The organism is Mycolicibacterium arseniciresistens, assembly GCF_030519285.1.
In the GTDB taxonomy this organism is placed as follows: Bacteria; Actinomycetota; Actinomycetes; order Mycobacteriales; family Mycobacteriaceae; genus Mycobacterium; species Mycobacterium arseniciresistens.
This window is the reverse complement of sequence record NZ_JAUMSQ010000058.1, coordinates 17,567-37,826: the sequence shown is the minus strand read 5'-3', so window position 1 is coordinate 37,826 and position 20,260 is coordinate 17,567. Positions and strand designations below refer to the sequence as shown.

Sequence of the window (20,260 nt, the reverse complement as noted above, 5' to 3'; positions counted from 1 at the left end):
GCGGCGGGGATTCCCAGCGGGCGCAACCGCGCCTCCCACCCGGCCGCGGTGTCGGTGCGCAGCGCCGCCGTGACGACCGCCAGCACCTCCTCGCGGCGGGCCGCACGCTCGGCCATCGTCGGGAAGCCGTCGATGCCGGCCTCCGTGGCGAACAGCCGCCAGAACCCGTCATGGGTGATGAACAGCGCAAGATACCCCGCTGCGGTGGGAAACAGCTGCGCGGGAACGTAATACGAGTGCGCGCCGTTCGGGAAGCGGCGTGGCTCGACACCGTCGTTGAGGTAGGCCGCCGCGCGGTAGTTGAGCTGGGAGAGCATCACGTCGCGCAGTGAGACGTCCACCTGACCACCGCGACCCGACACGATCATCGCCAGCAGGCCAAGAGCGGCGGTCAGGCCGGTCGAATTGTCCGCCGAGGAATACCCGGGCAGCGTCGGCGGCCCGTCCGGGTCGCCGGTCATCGCCGCCACGCCGGTGGCGGCCTGGATCACGTAGTCGAACGCCGGGTCGTCGCCGCCGTCGAGGCCGAAACCCGTCATGGCGACGCACACGATCTTCTCGTTGAAGCGCCGCAGGTCCTCATAGGTCAGGCCGAGCTTGCGGATCACCGAGGGCTTCATGTTGACCAGCAGCGCATGGGATTCCGCGACCAGCTCGCCCAGCCGGCGCTGCCCGTCGGGCGACTGCAGGTCCAGGCAGATGTTCGACTTGTTGCGGTTCAGGCTGGCGAAGTAGCTGTCGCTGACCTGCCTGGAGATCTCACCGCCGGGCGGCTCGATCTTGACGACCTCGGCGCCCAGATCGGCCAGCATCATCGTGGCGTAGGGCCCGGCCAGCATGACGCCGACCTCCAGGACGCGGATGCCTGCGAGCGGTCCAGTACCGCTCATCGCACAGCTTTGGCGAGCTCGGCGATCACCTCACGCGTGCGGTGCTTCGAGGCGATCAGCTCGTCGCGGTTGTCGCCGATCGGCAGCAGCCGCACCGACAGGTCGGTCACCCCGGCGTCGGCGAACTGCTTGAACCGCGTCAGGATCGAGTCCTCATCACCCGCCGCGCAGAGATCGCCGACGTTGCGGGCGTCGCCGCGGTCTAGCAGCTTCTGGTAGTTCGGCGACGTCTCGGCCTCGGAGAGAATGCGATTCGCCCGCTCCTTCGCGGCGTCGATCTCGGAGTTCGCGCACAGGCACACCGGGATGCCCGCGACGATGCGCGGCGCCGGCCTGCCCGCGTCCGCGGCGGCCTTGGTGATCTTCGGCGCGATGTGGTCGCCGATGGCCTTCTCGTCGGCCATCCACAACACGGTGCCGTCGGCGTGCTCGCCCGCGAGCTGCAGCATCACCGGCCCGAGCGCGGCGACCAGCACCGGCAGCGGTGTCTCCGCGCCCAGCGCCGTCGGGTTGTGCACGGTGAAGTTGCCGTTCTCCACGTCCACCGGACCGGGACCGGACACCGCGGCGCTCAGCACCTCCAGGTAGTCGCGGGTGTAGCCGGCCGGCTTCTCGTAAGGCAGCCCCAGCATGTCGCGGATGATCCAGTGATGCGACGGGCCGACGCCCAGCGCCAGCCGTCCCCCGGCCATGGCGTGCACCGAAAGCGCCTGACGTGCAAGGGCGATGGGGTGCTGCGCCTGCAGCGGCACCACCGCGGTGCCCAGTTCGATACGCGAGGTGTGCGCGGCCATCAGCGCGACCATCGTCAGGCAGTCGAAGTCGTCGGGGACCTGCGGCATCCACGCGGTGTCCAGGCCCGCGGACTCCGCCCACTCGATGTCGGACACCAGCTTCTTGACCTTGCGGGCCATGTCGCCGCGCTCGGCCCCGATCATCACACCGAGTCTCATGTCACCGCACTTCCTTCGCCGAGTGTGAATCCTCGGCGGGCTTCAGGGCCGAAAACCGCCGACGTTTCACATTCGTCACTGAGTCGCCTTGTCGGTCAGCGCACGCACGTCACGCACCAGGTCCTCCAGCGAGGTGCCCGTCGGGAACACCGCGGCCGCACCCGCTTCCAACAGCTTGGGCACGTCGCTCTGCGGGATCGTGCCGCCGACCACGACCGCGATGTCCCCCGCATCGGCGGCCCGCAGCGCATCGACGGTGCGCGCGGTGAGCGCCACATGCGCCCCGGACAGGATCGACAGGCCGACCAGCGAGACGTCCTCCTGCAGCGCGATCGACACGATGTCCTCGATGCGCTGGCGGATGCCGGTGTAGATGACCTCGAACCCGGCGTCGCGCAGGGTACGCGCGACGATCTTGGCGCCACGGTCGTGTCCGTCGAGGCCCGGTTTGGCGACGAGCACGCGCGCGGGAGCTGACCCGGTCATCTAGAACACCACCGGCTGCTGGAACTCGCCCCACACCGACTTCAGCGTGGACACCATCTCGCCGACCGTGCAGTACGCGTTCGCGCAGTCGACCAGCTTGTGCATCAGGTTGTCGTCTCCCTCGGCCGACCGCGCGAGGGCGGCAAGTGCTTCCTTCACCGCGACGTTGTCCCGCTCGGCCTTGACCTTCGCCAGCCGCTTGAGCTGAAGGTCGCGCCCTTGCGCGTCGAGTTCGTAGGTGTCGATGTCCGGCGGCGGTTCGGCGGTGACGAACTTGTTGACGCCCACCACCGGCCGCTCCCCCGACTCGACCTCCTTGTGGATCTTGTAGGCCTCGTCGGCGATCAGGCCCTGGAGGTAGCCGTCCTCGATGCAGCGCACCATCCCGCCGTGCGCCTCGAGGTCACCCATGATCTCGACGATCTTCTCCTCGGTGGCGTCGGTGAGCGCCTCCACGAAGTAGGACCCGCCCAGCGGGTCGGCCACCCGGGTCACCCCGGTCTCGTAGGCCAGGATCTGCTGGGTGCGCAGCGCGAGCGTCGCCGACTCCTCGCTGGGCAGCGCGAACGGCTCGTCCCACGCGGCGGTGAACATCGACTGCACGCCGCCGAGCACCGACGCCATCGCCTCGTAGGCGATGCGCACCACGTTGTTCTGCGCCTGCGGGGCGTACAGCGACGCGCCGCCGGACACGCAGCCGAAGCGGAACATCGACGCCTTGTCACTGGTCGAGCCGTAGCGCTCGCGCACGATGGTCGCCCAGCGCCGCCGGCCCGCGCGGTACTTGGCGATCTCCTCGAAGAAGTCGCCGTGGGTGTAGAAGAAGAACGAGATCTGCGGCGCGAACTTGTCGATGCTCATCCGGCCGCGTTCGACGACGGTGTCGCAGTAGGTCACGCCGTCGGCCAGGGTGAACGCCATCTCCTGCACGGCGTTGGCGCCGGCGTCGCGGAAGTGCGCACCGGCCACCGAGATCGCGTTGAACCGCGGCACCTCGGCGGCGCAGAACTCGATGGTGTCGGCGATCAGCCGCAGTGACGGCTCGGGCGGCCAGATCCACGTCCCGCGCGACGCGTACTCCTTGAGGATGTCGTTCTGGATCGTGCCGGTGAGCTTCTCGCGGGGCACCCCGGCCTTCTCCGCCGCCGCGACGTAGAAAGCGAGCAGGATCGCCGCGGTGCCGTTGATGGTGAAGCTCGTGCTGATCTTGTCCAGCGGGATCGAGTCGAACAGGATCTCCGCGTCGGCGAGGGTGTCGACCGCGACGCCGACGCGGCCCACCTCCTCGCCGTACTCGGGATCGTCGGAGTCGTAGCCGCACTGGGTGGGCAGGTCCAGCGCGACGGACAGCCCGGTGCCGCCCTGGTCGAGCAGGTACCGGTAGCGGCGGTTCGACTCCTCGGCGGTGCCGAATCCGGAATACTGCCGGAACGTCCACAGCTTCCCGCGGTACCCGGACGCGAAGTTGCCGCGAGTGAACGGATAGCCGCCTGGCGGCGGCGGGTCGGCTTCCCGGTCGGCGGGCCCGTAGACGGGCTCGAGCGGGATGCCCGAGGAGGTCTGCACGGAGTCTGTCATCGATGGATAACGTACTTGCAAAAAATGAGAATGCCAATACCACTTGTGGGAAATGAGCGCCCACGTCCGCGCCTCACCTGCGCCTGACGACCCCCTGCCCGCACCGGACACCCCCGCGCCGACCTCGGCGGCTCGTGAGAGACAATCGGTGATTACGGCACTTGCGTCAAAAGAGAATGCCAATACCATCGAGGGCAAGTCCGAGGAGGCCCATGTCCAGCGAGCAAGCGTTCACCGACCGCACCATGGTGGTCTCCGGCGGCAGCCGGGGCATCGGCCTGGCGATTGCGATCGGCGCCGCCCGGCACGGGGCCAACGTCGTGCTGCTGGCCAAGACCGCCGAACCACATCCCAAGCTGCCCGGCACCGTCCACACCGCGGTCGCCGACATCGAGGCCGCGGGCGGAAAGGCCGTGCCCGTGGTGGGCGACGTGCGCAAGGAAGAGGACGTCGCGCGCGCGGTCGAGGCGGCCGTCGAGCACTTCGGCGGGATCGACATCGTGGTGAACAACGCCAGCGCGATCGCCACCGAGCCGACCGAGGCGCTGGCCGCCAAGAAGTTCGACCTGATGATGGACATCAACCTGCGCGGCACGTTCCTGCTGACCAAGGCCGCGCTGCCGCACCTGCGCAACTCGGCCAACGCCCACGTCCTCACGCTCGCGCCGCCGCTGAACCTCAGCCCGCACTGGCTGGGCGCCCACCCGTCCTACACGCTCTCGAAGTACGGCATGACGCTGCTGTCCCAGGGCTGGGCCGCCGAGTACGCGGACGCCGGCATCGCGTTCAACTGCCTGTGGCCGCAGACCTACATCGCCACCGCCGCGGTCGCGCACATCGGCGAGAAGGCGCTCGAATCGGCCCGCAGCCCGGAGATCATGGCCGACGCCGCCGTCGAGGTGCTGTCCCGGCCTGCGCGCGAGGCCACCGGCAACTGCTACATCGACTCCGAGGTGCTGGCTTCGGCGGGAATCACCGACCTGACCCGCTACGGTGGCGGAGACAACCCCACCCTGGACATCTTCGTCGACGAGGCGGACCGGCCATGAGCATCTCGCTGCTGCTGGAGATGGCCTCGTCCAGCGATCCCGACCGGACCGCCGTGGTCTCCAACGACCTGCGGCTGAGCGCGGGCGAGCTCAGCGCCCTCGCCGACGGCGGAGCGGGCGTGATCACCGCCTCCGGCGCCGCGCACGTCGCCTATGTGGGCACCGGCGGGACGATGTTGCCGCTGCTGCTGTTCGCCTCCGCGCGCGCCGCCGTGCCGTTCACCCCGCTGAACTACCGGCTCAGCCGCGACGGGCTGCGCGAACTGATCGAGCGGCTCCCCGACGCGCTGGTGATCGCCGACGCCGACTACCGCGACGTCGTCGGCGAGGCCGGACGCCAGACGATGACCTCCGACGACTTCCTCGCGGCCGCCCGCACGGCCGAACCGGTCGCCGAGTTCGCCGACCCCGATGCCGTCGCGGTGGTGCTCTTCACCTCGGGCACCACGTCGCGGCCGAAGGCCGTCGAGCTCACCCACAACAACCTGACGAGTTATGTCACCGGCACCGTCGAGTTCGGCTCCGCCGCAGAAGAAGACGCCTCACTGATCTGCGTGCCGCCCTACCACATCGCCGGGGTCGGCGCGGCGATGTCCAACCTCTACGCCGGCCGGAAGATGGTGTACCTGCCCGTCTTCGACGCCCGCGAATGGATCCGGCTGATCCGCGACGAGCACGTCACGACGGCGACCGTGGTGCCCACCATGCTCGATCGCATCGTGACGGCGCTGCAGAGCGAACCGGTCGAGTTGCCGACGCTGCGCAACCTCGCCTACGGCGGATCCAAGGTGGCGCTGCCGCTGGTGCGCACCGCGCTCGAGCTCCTGCCCGACGTCGGCTTCGTCAACGCCTACGGCCTCACCGAGACCAGCTCGACGATCGCCGTGCTCGGACCCGACGACCACCGTGCGGCGTTCGGCGCCGACGATCCGGTCGCGGCGCGCCGTCTCGGCTCGGTCGGCCAGGTGGTGCCCGGCATCGAGGTGCAGATCCGCGCCGACGACGGCACCGTGCTCGGCCCCGGTGAGACCGGTGAGCTCTATGTGCGCGGCGATCAGGTGTCCGGTCGCTACGCCGAGATCGGTTCGGTGCTCGACGCCGAGGGCTGGTTCCCCACGAGGGACGTCGCGCTGCTCGACGAGCAGGGCTACCTGTTCATCGGCGGCCGGTCCGACGACACCATCATCCGCGGCGGCGAGAACATCGCGCCCGCCGAGATCGAGGACGTGCTCGTCGAACACCCCGACGTCCACGACGTCGCGGTGATCGGGCCCGAGGACCCGCAGTGGGGCCAGATCATCGTCGCCGTCGTCGTCCCCGCCGCCGGAGCCGACCCCGACCCGGACCTGCTGCGCGAGCACGTCCGCAGCCACCTGCGCGGTTCGCGCACCCCCGACCGCGTGGTGTTCCGCGACGAACTGCCCACCAACGCCACCGGCAAGGTCCTGCGCCGCGAGCTGATCCACGAATTCCAGACGGCCACGAAGGAGCCAGCATGATCAAGAACGGCACCCGCCTGCAGAGCCAGGTCTGCGACACCCAGGTGATCGTGGTGCGCAGCGCCGAGAGCCTGGACGACCTGCGGGCCGGCGGCGCACCGATGGTGCCGCTGGACGGGGAGAAAGCGGCCGACGCGACCCTCGACCCGGCGCTGTCCGACGGGAACGTGATGGGCAAGCGCTACGTCGACGACAACGGCGCCGAAGTGTTGGTGACCAAGGCCGGAAAGGGCACGCTGGCCGTCGGGGACACCCCACTCAGCCTCAAGGAGGCCAAGCCGCTGCCCGCCAGCGACTGACGAGGTATCGGGGCGAGGGGTCGTGGCGCCGCCCGGCCGACTGCGCGCCAGATACGGCGCCGGACTCGCGCTTGCCTACCTGCTGACCGCCGCCGAGGTGGTCGCGATCGCCGTCTCGCTGAGCGCGCAGAGCGTCACCGACGCCCAGGCGCTGCTCAGCAGACAGAATCTGATCGCCACCGTCGTGCTGGTCGCCGTCGGCACCGCAGCCGTCTCGGTCGGCGGCGTCCTGCTGATCGAGCCGGCCCTCCGCCTGCTGAAGGGCGGCGATCGGGATCTGGGCAACCTTCGGACGGTCCGCAACCTGACCCACTGGCAGTCGGCGATCCTGTTGACGCCGTGGGCCGTTGCCGCCGCGGTGATGCTCTCCCTCAACGCTGATGAGGGCGGCGGCGTCATGACGGTGATCGCCTTCGCGGTGCTGTTCGGGACGACCGCGACGGTGGCCACCGGCTTCCTGTTCACCCAGAGCACGCTGCGGCCGGTGATGACCGTGACCGCCGGGGACCTCGCGCACGCCGAGGCCGTCCCGGGTGTCCGCGCGCGGCTGATCCTGATGTGGACGGTGTGCACCGCGCTGCCCGGCGCCGGCATCGTCGCCCTGACCATGTTGCGCCGCAACGGCTGGCTGATCTCCCGGGACGCGTCGGTGGAGGTCCCGGTGCTGGTGCTCGCCATCGTCGCGGTCATGCTCGGCCTGCGGGCGATGATCGTCGTCTCGCGGTCGATCTCCGATCCGGTGCGCGACGTGGTGGCGGCGATGGCCGAGGTCGAGCGCGGCGACATCGGCCGCCTCGTCGACGTCTACGAACGGTCCGAGATCGGGCGCCTGCAGAGTGGCTTCAACCGGATGGTGATCGGGCTGCGCGAACGCGACCGGTTGCGCGACCTGTTCGGCCGCCACGTCGGTCCCGAGGTGGTCCGCCGCGCGATCGAGGGCACCGAAGCCGTCGCCGGTGACGTGCGCGAGGCCGCGGTGCTGTTCATCGACCTCGTCGGGTCCACCGAACTGGCCACCCATCGGGACCCCCAGCAGGTGGCCGACATCCTCAACGATTTCTTCCGCATCGTGGTCGCCGCCGTCGACGACAACCATGGCCTGGTCAACAAGTTCCAGGGCGACGCCGCGCTCGCGGTGTTCGGCGCACCGCTGCCCATCGACCGGCCGGCCACCGCGGCGCTGACCACCGCAAGAACCCTGAGCATCGAATTGGGATGTCTGTCAGTCGACTTCGGCATCGGGGTGTCGGCCGGTCCGGTGTTCGCCGGCAACATCGGCGCGGAGAACCGCTACGAGTACACCGTCGTCGGCGACGCGGTCAACGAGGCCGCGCGGCTCGCCGACCGCGCCAAGGGCGTCGATGCCCGGGTGCTGTGCTCAGGCGTCGCGCTGCGCGCAGCCGACGACACCGAACGGCGACGGTGGGCCGAGCACAGCCGGGAGGTGCTGCGCGGCCGGGCCGAACCCACCGACATGTGGGCGCCGACCGCCGCCCGCTGATCCGGTCGAGATCGGCAGGTTACATCCCGAACGCCACCGGGAACCCCCGGACATGACCTCCGATGTCAGGGCCGCCGAACCGGCGGCGGTACGCCAGGCCGTGCGCGGTGCGGCGATCGGCAACACCGTCGAATGGTTCGACTTCGCCGTCTACGGTTTCCTCGCCACCTACATCGCCGCGAAGTTCTTCCCGTCCGGCGACGAGACCGCCGCACTGCTGAGCACCTTCGCCATCTTCGCCGCCGCGTTCTTCATGCGGCCGCTGGGCGGACTGTTCTTCGGGCCGCTCGCCGACCGGATCGGGCGCCAGCGGGTGCTCGCGCTCGTCATCCTGCTGATGTCGGCGTCGACCTTCGCCATCGGCCTGGTGCCCAGCTACGACTCGATCGGCGTGTTCGCCCCGGCGCTGCTTCTGGTGCTGCGGTGCCTGCAGGGCTTCTCCGCCGGCGGCGAGTACGGCAGCGGAGCATGCTTTCTCGCGGAGTACGCGCCAAACCGCCACCGCGGCTTCGTGGTGGCGTTCCTGGTCTGGTCGGTGGTGATCGGCTTCCTGCTCGGGTCCATCACCGTCACCCTGCTCGAGGCCGCGCTGAGCGAGCAGGCGATGGAGAGCTACGGGTGGCGCATCCCGTTCCTGATCGCCGGAGTGCTCGGCGGCGTCGGCCTCTACATCCGGCTCCGCCTCGGCGACACACCGGAGTTCGAGCGGCTCAAGAAGTCCGGCGAGGTCTCCGAGTCACCGCTGCGCGAGGCGGTCACCACCTCGTGGCGGCCCATCCTGCAGATCATCGGCCTGGTGATCATCCACAACGTGGGCTTCTACGTGGTCTTCACCTTCCTGCCGAGCTACTTCACCGAGACATTGGGCTTCACCAAGACCGACGCGTTCGTCTCCATCACGGTGGCCAGCGTCGTAGCGCTCGTGCTGATCCTCCCGTTGGGTGCGCTGTCGGACCGGGTGGGCCGCAAACCACTGCTGATCGCGGGCGCAGTCGGGTTCGCGGTGTTCAGCTATCCGCTGTTCTGGCTGCTGAACTCGGGATCGCTGGCGGCGGCCGTCGCCGCCCATGCCGGCCTGGCCGCGCTGGAAGCGGTGTTCGTCTCGGCCTCGTTGGCCGCGGGCGCGGAACTCTTCGCCACCAAGGTGCGCTCGAGTGGCTACTCGATCGGCTACAACACGTCGGTCGCCCTGTTCGGCGGCACCACGCCCTACATCGCCACCTGGCTGACCGACCGCACCGGCAACGAACTCGCCCCTGCGATCTATCTCGTCGTCGCCGCGGTCATCACCCTCGCCACCATCATGACGATGCGGGAGACCGCGGGCCGGCCGCTGCGCGACATCGTCGAATAAGACTGCCGGGCGGGCGATCACGCGATACCGTGACCCATGACCACCCCCGCGGGCGTGCCGCCGCGCACCTCGGGCCTGCGGGTCGCGCTGGCCAGCTTCATCGGCACCACCGTCGAGTACTACGACTTCCTGATCTACGGCACCGCGGCCGCCCTGGTCTTCCCGAAGCTTTTCTTCCCCGACGTATCGCCGGCGATGGGACTGCTGCTGTCGTTCGCCACCTTCGGGGTCGGGTTCTTCGCTCGGCCGCTGGGCGGAATGGTGTTCGGACACTTCGGCGATCGCATCGGCCGCAAACGGATGCTGGTGTACTCGCTGCTGCTGATGGGGCTGTCGACGGTGCTGATGGGGCTGTTGCCGACCTACGCACAGATCGGGTGGGCCGCGCCGGTCCTGTTGACCCTGCTGCGTTTGGTGCAGGGGTTCGCGGTCGGCGGCGAGTGGGGCGGCGCGACACTGATGGCCGTGGAGCACGCGCCTGCGGCCAGAAAGGGCCTCTACGGCGCCTTTCCGCAGATGGGTGCGCCCGCGGGCACCGCGACGGCCACACTCGCCTTCTACGCGGTGTCGCTGCTGCCCGACGACCGGTTCCTGTCCTGGGGCTGGCGAATCCCCTTCCTGGCCAGCGCACTTCTCATCGTCATCGGACTGGTGATCCGGCTGTCCATCGCGGAGAGCCCGGATTTCGCTGCGGTGCGTGAGCGCGCCGCCGTGGTGCGGATGCCGATCGTGGCGGCGTTCCGCAGGCACTGGCGCGAGATCCTGCTGGTGGCCGGCGCCTACCTGTCCCAGGGTGTGTTCGCCTACATCTGCGTGGCGTACCTGGTGTCCTACGGCACGACGGTCGCCGGGATCAGCCGGGCGCAGGCGCTTTTCGGCGTGTTCGTCGCCGCACTGGTGGCGGTGGTGCTCTACCCGCTGTTCGGCGCGCTGTCGGACCGGGTGGGGCGCAAGCCGGTGTTCCTGACCGGCGTGGTCGCGATGGGTGTGTCCGTGGTGCCCGTTTTCGCGCTCATCGACACCGGTGACCCCGGGTTGTTCCTGCTCGCGCTCGTCCTGGTGTTCGGCATCGCGATGGCGCCCGCGGCAGGCGTGACGGGGTCGTTGTTCAGCCTGGTGTTCGACGCCGACGTGCGCTACAGCGGGGTGTCGGTGGGCTACACCCTGTCGCAGGTGGTCGGTTCGGCGTTCGCACCGACCATCGCCACCGCCCTCTACGCCGCCACCGGAACCAGCGACTCGATCGCGGCGTACCTGATCGGGGTGTCGGTGATCTCGGCGATCGCGGTGAGTCTGATGCCCGGCCCGTGGCGGGGCAACCCAGCCGCGTGACCGCGTGTCAGGTGTCGATCGCTGCGATCGCCTCGGCGGTGCTCAGGTCGGCGTAGGCGAACGAATAGCGTTGCGCCAGGGCCAGAGCGATGTCGGGGCGCTGCCACAGTTCGCCCGCGCTGGCGGTGCACAGCCACAGCGTCAGACCGTGTGCCACCGACGCCCGGTAGCGCAGCCAGACCTCGTCGGACGACGGCGCCTCGTCGGCGGGCAGGCCGAGCGAACCGCGGTACTCCTCGAGCAGGTCGCGTTCGCTGCTGCGGCGGTCCTCGGTGGTCAGCGCGCCCTGCAGGAAGTACCCCAGGTCCAGCGACCAGTTGCCGCGCCGCGCTACCTGCCAGTCCAGGAAGCCGATCTCGCCGGTGGGCAGCAGGTAGGTGTTGCCGATGTGCGGATCGCCGTGCAGCAGAGTCTGCGGCGACTTCGTCAGGCTGCGGATGTAGGGCGCCCAGATGTCGCCGATGAGTCCGCTGATGGTCAGTGCCATCACCTCGTCCGGCGCGTCGTCACCCAGTCGGTCGAGCGCGGCCTGCAGGGGCGCCGCGCCCATGCCCTCCCAGGGCACGAACGGTTCCAGCCATTCCAGTTCGGGTGTCTGCGACCGTGCGCCCCAGTACTTTCCGTGCATCCTGGCCAGGCCCCGCACCCCCGTCGCCGCCTGTTCGACGGTCAACGGCCGGGTGGCGTCGCGCGGGTCGGCACCACGGACGGTCAGGTCTTCCATGACCAGGATGAAATCCTCGCGGGCCTCGTCGATCACGGCGGCGTACACGGTCGGGTGCTCCAACGGCAGCTCGACGCCCGAGTTGAACAACCGGGGCTCGTGGAAAAGCCCACTGGTCAGCCGCACCAGATCGCGATGGCCGGGGTCGACCGCCTTGACGAACACCGTCTCCGGCCCCGAACCCGAGGTGTAGCCCAGCCGCAGCCGGGCCCGCCGGTTGGTGCCGTCGTCGCGCAGGTCGACACTGACCGAGCCCACCACCGCGTCCGGGTGGTGATCACCGAGCGCCGCGGTCATCCAGACCGGGGTGATGTCGTCCCAGTCGTTCGGGACCGTCAACTCGACGCTGGTCATCGGACGATGGCGGGCATCGAATCCCAGCCGCGCACAGTCGAAGTGGGCGAGAGGGCGGCGTTGGCCATGTCGACGTCCCATTCCGGGAAGCGTTTGAGGATCTCCTCGAGCGCGATGCGGCCCTCCAGCCGGGCCAGCGCCGAGCCGAGGCAGTAGTGGGTGCCGACACTGAACGCGAGGTGCTGGCGCGGTTCGCGGTGGATGTCGAACACGTCGCCGTCGGGCGGGAACTGCCGGTGATCGCGCACCGCCGCGCCGATCAGCATCATCATCACGCTGCCCTCCGGCACGGTCTGGCCGTGGATCTCGACGTCCCGGGTGACGTAGCGCGCGACGTGCGGCGCGGGCGGCTCGAAGCGCAGCAGCTCCTCGATCGCCTGCGGGATGAGCGACGGGTTCTCGACGAGTTCGCGGCGCTGGTCGGGATGTTCGGCGAGCACCTTGGCCGCCCAGCCGATCAGGCGGGTGGTGGTCTCGTTGCCCGCGCCCGCGACGACGTTGATGTAGATCAGCAGTTCCTCGCGGCTGAGGTGGCGCCTGACCCCGTGCTCGTCGGTGAATTCGACGTTGAGCAGCTCGGTCATGATGTCGTCGGAGGGGTTCTCCGTGCGCCAGTCGATGTAGGCCTCGAAGATGGAGCCGTCGACCAGGCCGTCCTGCGCGGCTGCCATCGGCTTGCCCGCCTCGGTGCGCAGCTGCGCGTTGCCGTGGTCGCGGATCTTCTCCTGGTCCTCCTCGGGTATGCCGAGCAGTGCGCTGATCACCCTCATCGGCATGATGGCGCCGAAGTCGGTGATGAAGTCGAACCGTCCCGACTCCATCGCCGGATCGAGGCTCTGGGCGCAGAATTCGCGGATCTTGGGCTCCAGCGCGTTGACCTTGCGCGGGGTGAACATCCGGGCGAGCAGCTTGCGGTGGATGTCGTGGATCGGCGGGTCCTCGAAGATCACCGTGCCCGGCGGGATGTCGATGTTGGCCTTGATGAGCTCGACGATCGCACCGCGCGCGGAGCTGAACGTGCCGTGGTCGACGAGCGCCTTGCAGACGTCCTCGAACCGGCTCACCGCATAGAAGTCGTGCTGGGCGTTGTAGTAGAGCGGCGCCTCTTCGCGCAGGCGCTTGAACATGGGATAGGGGTCGGCATTGAGTTCGACGTCGTAGGGGTCGAAGTAGACGCCGGGGCTGGCACTCACGGTCACGGAAAACCCTCTCTTTACGCGAGAGGCAGCTTACACGCGTAAGTATTACAAGTAACCCCCGATCTGTTAAGCGGTCGGCTTAGTGATCAGGTCGATTCGCGCTGGATCAGCGTGGCCACGTGCTCGATGCCCGGGTCGTGCTCGGTGGGGTAGCCGAGCTCGGCCATCATCGCGGCGACGGACACCTCGACGATCACCCGTGCGTCGAAACCCACAGAGGTCAGCGGCGGTCCGCTCACCGCGCCGAGCGGGCGGGCGTCGACGCCCATCACGGCCAGGTCCTCGGGGCAGCGCAGGCCCGCCTGACGCAGCCCGTGCAGCACCACGAAGGCCGTCTCGTCGCTCTGGGCGCAGACCGCTGTCACTCCGTCGTCGACGAGCGTGCGCACCTGATCGGCCGCGCCGGTCCCGTCAGTGGCGAAGGTGGCGACCTCGAGGTCGGGCATGCCTCGCGCACGTGTTGCGATACGCAACCCCTCGAGCCAGTAGTCCCCCAGCGGGCGCAGGCGGTCGATGTCGGAGTGGGCGAAGGCGATCCGGCGGTGCCCGCGCTCGGCGAGGTGGCCGATCCGCAGCTCGCCGATGGACAGGTGCAGCGCGCCCATCGCGCGCAGCTGGGCGCTGCCGAGGTGGATCTGCGGGATGCCGCGGGCGCTCACCGCCGCCAGCGCGGCACCGGTGAGGGGGAACACGCTGGTGACAGCCGCCGGATCGAGGTCGGTGACGGCGTCGATCACATTGCGGTCGTCGTCGGTCTCGAACTGCAGCGACAACACGATGCCGTGGCGGGCCAACGCGGTGGTCAACCGGCTGCCGACCTCCATGGGCAGTTCGCCGAGCGCGATCCGCGGGACGATGTAGAGCACCACACCGCTGCCGCCGACGGCGAGGTTGCGGGCTGCGAGATTCGGCCGGTAGCCGAGGCGGTCGGCGGCGTCGCGCACCGCCGCCCTGGTCTGCGGCGAGATCCGCTGACCCTCGACGTTGTTGAGCACGTAGCTGACCGTGGCCGTCGAGACCTTCGCGAGGCGTGCCACGTCGGCCTTGGTCGGCCTCGCCGCTCCCCTCACTGCCACGGGGTCATCGTCGCACGTCAGGCCGCAGACCGACGGGCCTCGGCACCGCCGGCTGCCAGCGGGCGGCCCGCGGACTCCCGCAGCGTCAGCAGGGTCGCCGCCGACACCACCGCCGCGACGATCAGGTAGACGGCCGGCGCGAGGTTGTTCCCGGTCTCGCTGATCAGCCAGGTGACGACGTAGGGCGTGGTGCCGCCGAACACCGCGACCGAGATGTTGTAGCCGATCGAGAAGCCGCTGTAGCGGACCCGGGTGGCGAACAGTTCCACCCCCGCGGTCACCGCCGCGGCCACGTAGACCGACTCGACGGCCGCCAGCACACAGTGCGCGACGACGGCGGCGACCACCGAGCCCGAGTTCAGCAGCAGGAACAACGGATACGCCCCCACCGCGAATGCCACCGCCCCACCGATGAGCAGCGGCCTGCGCCCGATCCGGTCCGACAGCGCCGCGAGCGGCAGGATCAGCACCAGCGCGACCAGGCTGGCCAGCGTGACCGAGACGAACGACGTCGTCCTGCTGAGCTGCAGCGTGCTGATCATGTAGGTCGGCAGCACCGTGAACACCACGTAGTAGCCGACGTTGAAGACGACGAACAGGCCGATCACCTGCAGGATGGGCCGCAGCGCCGTGGTGGCGGCCTCGCGCAGCGGCGAGGCGGCGACGTCGTCGGACGCGCTGAGCGCTTCGAACTGCGGGGTGTCGTCCAGCTTGAGCCGGATGTAGAGGCCGACCAGGCCGAGCGGTGCGGCGATCAGGAACGGGATGCGCCAGCCGTAGCTCTCCATCGCCGCGGTGGACAGTGTCGCCTGCAGGACGGTGACGGTGATCGAGCCGAGCAGGAAGCCCAGCACACCGGACCAGGCGATGAACGTGACGGTCAGCCCGCGCCGGCGATCGCGGGCGTACTCTGCGAGATACACTGCGCCACCGCCGTATTCGCCGCCAGCGGAGAAGCCCTGTAGGCACCGCAGGACCAGCAGCAGCAGCGGGGCCGCGACGCCGATCGCCGAATAGGTGGGCAGCAGGCCGATCCCGAGTGTGGCGGCCGACATCAGCAGGATCACCAGGGCCAGCACGCGCTGCCTGCCGATGCGGTCGCCCAGTGGCCCGAACACGAATCCACCGAGCGGACGCATGAAGAAGGCCGCCGCGAAGATCGCGAACGTCTTGAGCAGTGCGGCGGTGTCGTCGCCGGAGGGGAAGAAGTTCGCCGCGATGAACGTCGCCAGGAAGCCGTAGATCGCGAAGTCGAACCACTCGACGGCATTGCCGATCGACGCGCCGGTGACGGCCTTGCGCACCGCGGCGGTGTCGGCCTGGCGGACGGGGGCGGGCTGGCTGTCCATGGCGAGACGGGAGCCTACACCGCACTTACCCGCATAAGTAGTGGTTCAGAGCCCGAGCCGGACGGGCCTCGCCGGTCAGAGCCGGCTGATCGCCTCCGACGCCTCGGACGCCGAGATCCGGCGCCTGTCCAGGGCCTCGCTGATCGCCTTGACGTCGGACACCATCTCCGCGTACTCACGCAGCCGCATCAGTTGCCGCTTCATCGGCCTTCCTTTCGTCGCCTCTTCGTTCAATCCAACGCCGCGGCGCCGCCGCCGACGTCGCGGAGCGCGGTGAGGTCGGTCACGACGGCGGTGACGTTGCGCACTGCGGCAACCGATCCGGATGCAGGCCACACGATCGCGTCACACCGGGCCCGCCGGGTTGCATACTGCTCACATGTCAGGTGTGCGATGAAAGCCGTGAGCTGTCGGGCCGGTGCGCTGGAGGTCGTCGAGTTGGCCGACCCGACGCCGGCCGACGGTCAGTTGGTGCTCGACGTGACGCGCTGCGGCATCTGCGGTACTGATCTGCACGCCCGCCACCACGCCGACGAGCTGCTCGGGGTGATGGACGTGGTCGGCTACCGGGACTTCATGCGCAGCGACACTCCCGTGGTGATGGGGCATGAGTTCTGCGGGACTGTCGCCGAACGCGGCCGCCGCGCCGCGAAGGAGTTCAAGGCGGGCACCACCGTGGTGTCGTTCCCGTTCATGCGCGCCGACGGCGGCGTCCATCTCACCGGCCTGTCACCGAAGGCGCCGGGCGGCTATGCCGAACAGGTGGTGGTCGAGGCGGCGATGAGCTTCGTCGTGCCGAACGGGCTCGCCCCCGACATCGCCGCACTCACCGAGCCGATGGCGATCGCACTGCACGCCGTGCGACGCAGTGAGATCGCCAAGCGCGACACCGCGATCGTGCTGGGCTGCGGGCCGGTCGGGCTCGCCGTCATCTGTCACCTCAAGGCGCTCGGCGTGTCCAAGATCGTGGCGAGCGACTTCTCCCCCGGCCGCCGGGCGCTGGCCACCCGCTGCGGCGCGGACGTGGTGGTGGACCCCGCCGTCGACTCGCCATACGCCGCTGCCTCCCAGAAGGGCGCGATCACCGACGTGCCCGCCCTGTACGAGCTCGCTATGTCGTCGATGGAGAAGCTGCGACGGCTCCCCGGCTGGGCGCACGTGTACCGGGCGGCCGACGCGCTGGGCGCCGCGGGCCCGAAGCGGCCGGTCGTCTTCGAATGTGTCGGCGTCCCCGGCATGATCGACGGCGCCCTCGCCGGCGCGCCGCTGCAGTCGCGGGTGATCGTCGTCGGCGTCTGCATGGGCGAGGACATGCTGCGGCCGTCGATGGGCATCGCCAAGGAGATCGACCTGCGCTTCGTGTTCGGTTACACCCCGCTGGAATTCCGCGACACCCTGCATCTGCTCGCCGACGGCAAGGTCGACGCGTCGGCACTGGTGACCGGCACCGTGGGCCTCGACGGCGTGGCCGCCGCGTTCGACGCGCTCGGCGATCCGGAGGCGCACGCGAAGATCCTCATCGACCCCGCGAGCAGCGCGACGGCTCCGGTGGCCACGGCGTGACCGACACACCGGCGCCCACCGGGGTCGCCGGCGAGGTGGTCGGCAGCCTCGGCCCGAACTGGTTCGCGTCGGTGATGGGCACCGGCATCGTCGCGACGGCCGCGGCGACACTGCCCGTGCACCTGCCCGGACTGCGCGCCTTCGCCCAGGGCGTGTGGGTGTTCGCCGCCGCGCTGCTCCTGGTGCTCGTGATCGCGGTGACGCTGAACTGGGCACGGCACCCGACCATCGCGCGCGGTCATGCCCGCAACCCACAGATGATCCACTTCTACGGCGCCGCACCGATGGCGTTCCTCACCGTGGGGGCGGGCACGTTGCTCCTCGGCGCCGATCTGATCGGCACGGACCTGGCCGTGGACATCAACTGGCTGCTCTGGTCCGTCGGCACCGCGGGCGGGTTGTTCACCGCAATGACCATCCCGTTCCTGATGTTCACCCAGCACGAGGTGGAACCGGACGCCGCGTTCGGCGGGTGGCTGATGCCGGTCGTCCCGCCGATGGTGTCGGCGGCGACCGGTGCGCTGCTCATCCCCCACATGGCACCCGGCGCCGGACGGGCCACCATGCTCTACGCCTGTTACGCGATGTTCGGCATGTCACTGGTGGCCGCGCTGATCATCGTCACGATGATCTGGAGCAGGCTGACGCACTACGGCACATCGGGGACCGCACGGGTGCCGACGCTGTGGATCGTGCTCGGCCCGGTCGGCCAGTCCATCACCGCCGCAGGCACACTCGGCGGGCAGGCCCACCTCGCGGTGGACGCGCCGATCGCGCAGGCGTTCAACCTGCTGGCGATCCTGTACGGCGTCCCAATGTGGGGTTTCGGCGTGCTGTGGGTGGCGCTGGCGACATCGCTGACCGTGCGGACGCTGCGGCGCGGGATGCCGTTCGCCCTGACGTGGTGGAGCCTGACCTTTCCCGTCGGCACCTTCGTCACCGGCACCTCACAACTGGCCCTGCACACGGGCCTGCCGGCGCTGCGGGTCGCGGCGGTGATCGCCTATGCGGGGCTGCTGTGCACCTGGCTGCTGGTGGCGGTGCGCACCGCGCTGGGCAGCGCGCGCGGGGACCTGCTGCACCCGCCGCTGAACCCGGGCCCGGTGCGGGCGCGCAAGGATCCCGCCCGCTGAGGCACGGGGCCGTCCCAACGGATCGCCCGAGCCAAGTAAGGTGACCCTAATTTGGATCGCCCGCATGCGCCGCGGGCAAGCGAGGGGAGGCAACCGGTGTCCGACGGTTCGGAGTTCTCACTGGTGATCGGCTATGCCAGTGACATGGGGTCGGCCGAGTACGTCGCCTACCAGCTCGCCACGGCGCTCAAGGAGATCGGCATCGACGCCACCGAGACCGAGCTCAACGACATCGGCTACGACGACCTGCGCGGCGCCACCCACTTCATCGTCGTGGCATCGACCTGGGGCGACGGCGAGCTGCCGGACAACGGCACCCTGTTCTGGGAGATGCTGAGCGCGCAGGACGCCGACCGGCTGGACCATCTCGATTTCGCGGTCTTCGCCCTCGGCGACAGCGGCTACGAGCTGTTCTGCAACGCGGGCAAGATCATCGACGAGCGACTGGCCGAACTGGGAGCGACGCGCGTCGCCGACCGGGTCGACTGCGACGGCTACTACGAGTCGGAGTCCGAGGCGTGGATCCCGGACATGGTCAAGCTGCTGGAGGCGGCCCGCGCGGCGACCGGAGGCGCCGCACCGAGCGTGGTGGCCGTCGCGGCGCAGGAGGCCGATGCACCCGCACCGTGCCCGTGGACCCACCACAACCCGTACGCCGCCCGTCTGGTGGTCAACCGCAGGCTCAACGCCGCCGCCTCCGACAAGGAGGTGTGCCACTTCGAGATCGACCTCGGCGACTCGGGGATCACGTACGCGGCAGGCGATTCGATCGCCGTACACCCCGTCAACGATCCGGCGTTGGTCCAGGCGATGCTCAGCCGGCTGGGAGTCGGGGTGGATCACGAGGTCGACGGCCACGACCTGACGCTCGACGAACTGCTCCTCGAGCACTTCGAGATCCGGACGCCGTCGCGGGCCCTGCGGGATCTCGTCGCGTCGCGCATCGGGGACGCGCCGGCCGACGTCGACGTGCTCGACCTGATCGACATGGCGGACCTGGACGTCGACGAGGTGCTGGACACGTTGCGGCCGTTGCAGTTCCGCGACTACTCGATCGCCTCCAGCCCGCTGGAGCACCCGAATCGCGTGCACCTCACGGTGGCGACGGTGCGGCACGCGGTACGCGACCGTCGCCGCGGCGGCGTCGCGTCGACGTACCTGGCCGACCGGTGCCAGACCGTCCGGGTGCACCCGCGGCCGAACCACCACTTCCGGCTGCCCGCTCCCGACGTGCCGATCATCATGGTCGGGCCGGGCACCGGCATCGCGCCGTTCCGCGCCTTCCTGCAGGAGCGGCGGGCCAGCGGGGCGAGCGGGAAGTCCTGGCTGTTCTTCGGGGACCGCAGGCGCGCGACCGATTTTCTCTACGGCGACGAACTGCAGGGGTTCCTCGATGCGGGCGTGCTGAGCCGGCTGGATCTGGCGTTCTCCCGGGACGGACGCGACGAAGGCCGCCTCAAGGATTATGTGCAGCACCACATGCTGACCGCCGCGGAGGACCTGTACGCGTGGCTGGAGGACGGCGCATACTTCTACGTCTGCGGCGACGCCGACCACATGGCCCGCGACGTCGACCGCACACTGCACGACGTCGTCGCGACCGCGGGCGGCAAGTCGGCCGACGACGCCCACGCCTACGTCAACGACCTGATCCGCAGCCACCGCTACGTGCGCGACGTGTACTGAGTGCGGGCGGTGCCGGGTTGCGCGCTCACGGGCGTGTACGCACCCGCACGCGTCAACATTCGTTGACGCGCAGGGATGGGGGTGCCACCCGTGGACTGCTGGAGATATGAGTGCGGGCGGTGGGACTCGAACCCACACGTTCTTTCGAACACCGGCACCTAAAGCCGGCGCGTCAGCCAATTGCGCCACGCCCGCGACGCGTCAATCGTAGTCGGACGGCGGGTCGGCTCGGCGA

The 20,260-nt window shown here is 69.6% G+C and carries 18 protein-coding genes and 1 tRNA gene; 9 read left to right on the top strand and 10 right to left on the bottom strand.

The window, feature by feature from the left end; all coding sequences use genetic code 11:
* From Q2100_RS10870 to Q2100_RS10855, 4 genes are all read right to left on the bottom strand, one after another.
* Positions 1-890 (bottom strand): CaiB/BaiF CoA transferase family protein (locus Q2100_RS10870; RefSeq protein ID WP_302914062.1); only part of this gene is annotated, 890 nt, incomplete at its 3' end.
* A complete protein-coding gene (locus tag Q2100_RS10865) occupies positions 887-1,843 on the bottom strand; it encodes an LLM class F420-dependent oxidoreductase (RefSeq protein WP_302914061.1) in 957 nt (318 codons plus the stop codon). The genes Q2100_RS10870 and Q2100_RS10865, both read right to left, overlap by 4 nt.
* A gap of 75 nt (positions 1,844-1,918) precedes the next feature.
* Complete coding sequence (locus Q2100_RS10860) at positions 1,919-2,329, bottom strand: cobalamin B12-binding domain-containing protein (protein WP_269893581.1); 411 nt, start codon at positions 2,327-2,329, stop codon at positions 1,919-1,921.
* Entirely contained in the window at positions 2,330-3,907 is a 1,578-nt protein-coding gene (locus tag Q2100_RS10855; protein WP_269893582.1) for a methylmalonyl-CoA mutase family protein, read from the bottom strand.
* A gap of 212 nt (positions 3,908-4,119) precedes the next feature.
* On the opposite strand from Q2100_RS10855, the gene Q2100_RS10850 reads away from it, so the two are divergent.
* Genes Q2100_RS10850 through Q2100_RS10825 form a run of 6 tightly spaced genes read left to right on the top strand, consistent with a single transcriptional unit; the run spans position 4,120 to position 10,941 of the window.
* Positions 4,120-4,956 (top strand): SDR family oxidoreductase, encoded by an 837-nt coding sequence (locus Q2100_RS10850; protein ID WP_302914060.1) that lies wholly within the window; start codon positions 4,120-4,122, stop codon positions 4,954-4,956.
* On the top strand, positions 4,953-6,455 hold the full coding sequence (locus tag Q2100_RS10845) for a class I adenylate-forming enzyme family protein (protein ID WP_302914059.1): 1,503 nt from the start codon (positions 4,953-4,955) through the stop codon (positions 6,453-6,455). Before Q2100_RS10850 ends, Q2100_RS10845 begins: the two co-directional genes overlap by 4 nt.
* The gene (locus Q2100_RS10840) at positions 6,452-6,754 is read left to right on the top strand and encodes a hypothetical protein (protein WP_264013317.1); all 303 of its coding nucleotides are present in this window, start codon (positions 6,452-6,454) and stop codon (positions 6,752-6,754) included. The genes Q2100_RS10845 and Q2100_RS10840 overlap by 4 nt, the downstream gene beginning before the upstream one ends.
* Positions 6,755-6,776: 22 nt before the next feature.
* Positions 6,777-8,255 carry an adenylate/guanylate cyclase domain-containing protein gene (locus tag Q2100_RS10835; protein WP_302914058.1) on the top strand — a complete coding sequence of 493 codons (1,479 nt, stop codon included), beginning with the start codon at positions 6,777-6,779 and terminating at the stop codon, positions 8,253-8,255.
* A gap of 52 nt (positions 8,256-8,307) precedes the next feature.
* Complete coding sequence (locus Q2100_RS10830; protein WP_302914057.1) at positions 8,308-9,609, top strand: MFS transporter; 1,302 nt, start codon at positions 8,308-8,310, stop codon at positions 9,607-9,609.
* A gap of 36 nt (positions 9,610-9,645) precedes the next feature.
* On the top strand, positions 9,646-10,941 hold the full coding sequence (locus tag Q2100_RS10825; protein WP_302914056.1) for an MFS transporter: 1,296 nt from the start codon (positions 9,646-9,648) through the stop codon (positions 10,939-10,941).
* A 7-nt stretch (positions 10,942-10,948) separates the two neighbouring features.
* Here Q2100_RS10825 and Q2100_RS10820 read toward each other — a convergent pair whose 3' ends face one another.
* From Q2100_RS10820 to Q2100_RS10800, 5 genes are all read right to left on the bottom strand, one after another.
* Positions 10,949-12,019, bottom strand: coding sequence for a phosphotransferase (locus Q2100_RS10820; protein WP_302914055.1), 1,071 nt, complete (start codon positions 12,017-12,019; stop codon positions 10,949-10,951).
* Complete coding sequence (locus Q2100_RS10815) at positions 12,016-13,218, bottom strand: cytochrome P450 (RefSeq protein ID WP_302914054.1); 1,203 nt, start codon at positions 13,216-13,218, stop codon at positions 12,016-12,018. Before Q2100_RS10815 ends, Q2100_RS10820 begins: the two co-directional genes overlap by 4 nt.
* Before the next feature lie 86 nt (positions 13,219-13,304).
* Entirely contained in the window at positions 13,305-14,294 is a 990-nt protein-coding gene (locus tag Q2100_RS10810; RefSeq protein ID WP_302914053.1) for a LacI family DNA-binding transcriptional regulator, read from the bottom strand.
* Positions 14,295-14,311: 17 nt separating this feature from the next.
* Positions 14,312-15,643, bottom strand: coding sequence for an MFS transporter (locus tag Q2100_RS10805; RefSeq protein WP_302914052.1), 1,332 nt, complete (start codon positions 15,641-15,643; stop codon positions 14,312-14,314).
* 75 nt (positions 15,644-15,718) lie between these two features.
* Positions 15,719-15,847 carry a hypothetical protein gene (locus tag Q2100_RS10800; RefSeq protein WP_302914051.1) on the bottom strand — a complete coding sequence of 43 codons (129 nt, stop codon included), beginning with the start codon at positions 15,845-15,847 and terminating at the stop codon, positions 15,719-15,721.
* 189 nt (positions 15,848-16,036) lie between these two features.
* Here Q2100_RS10800 and Q2100_RS10795 point away from each other — a divergent pair, with 189 nt between their 5' ends.
* The 3 genes from Q2100_RS10795 to Q2100_RS10785 all read left to right on the top strand — a co-directional run bounded on the left by Q2100_RS10795 (position 16,037) and on the right by Q2100_RS10785 (position 20,025).
* Positions 16,037-17,206, top strand: a complete 1,170-nt coding sequence (locus Q2100_RS10795) for a zinc-binding dehydrogenase (protein WP_302914050.1) — start codon at positions 16,037-16,039, stop codon at positions 17,204-17,206.
* A complete protein-coding gene (locus tag Q2100_RS10790) occupies positions 17,203-18,339 on the top strand; it encodes a TDT family transporter (RefSeq protein ID WP_302914049.1) in 1,137 nt (378 codons plus the stop codon). The genes Q2100_RS10795 and Q2100_RS10790 overlap by 4 nt, the downstream gene beginning before the upstream one ends.
* Before the next feature lie 96 nt (positions 18,340-18,435).
* Entirely contained in the window at positions 18,436-20,025 is a 1,590-nt protein-coding gene (locus tag Q2100_RS10785; RefSeq protein WP_302914048.1) for a diflavin oxidoreductase, read from the top strand.
* Between the two features lie 111 nt (positions 20,026-20,136).
* On the opposite strand, the gene Q2100_RS10780 is transcribed toward Q2100_RS10785, so the two are convergent.
* Positions 20,137-20,220: transfer RNA gene (locus tag Q2100_RS10780), tRNA-Leu, on the bottom strand.
* Positions 20,221-20,260: the final 40 nt, after the last annotated feature.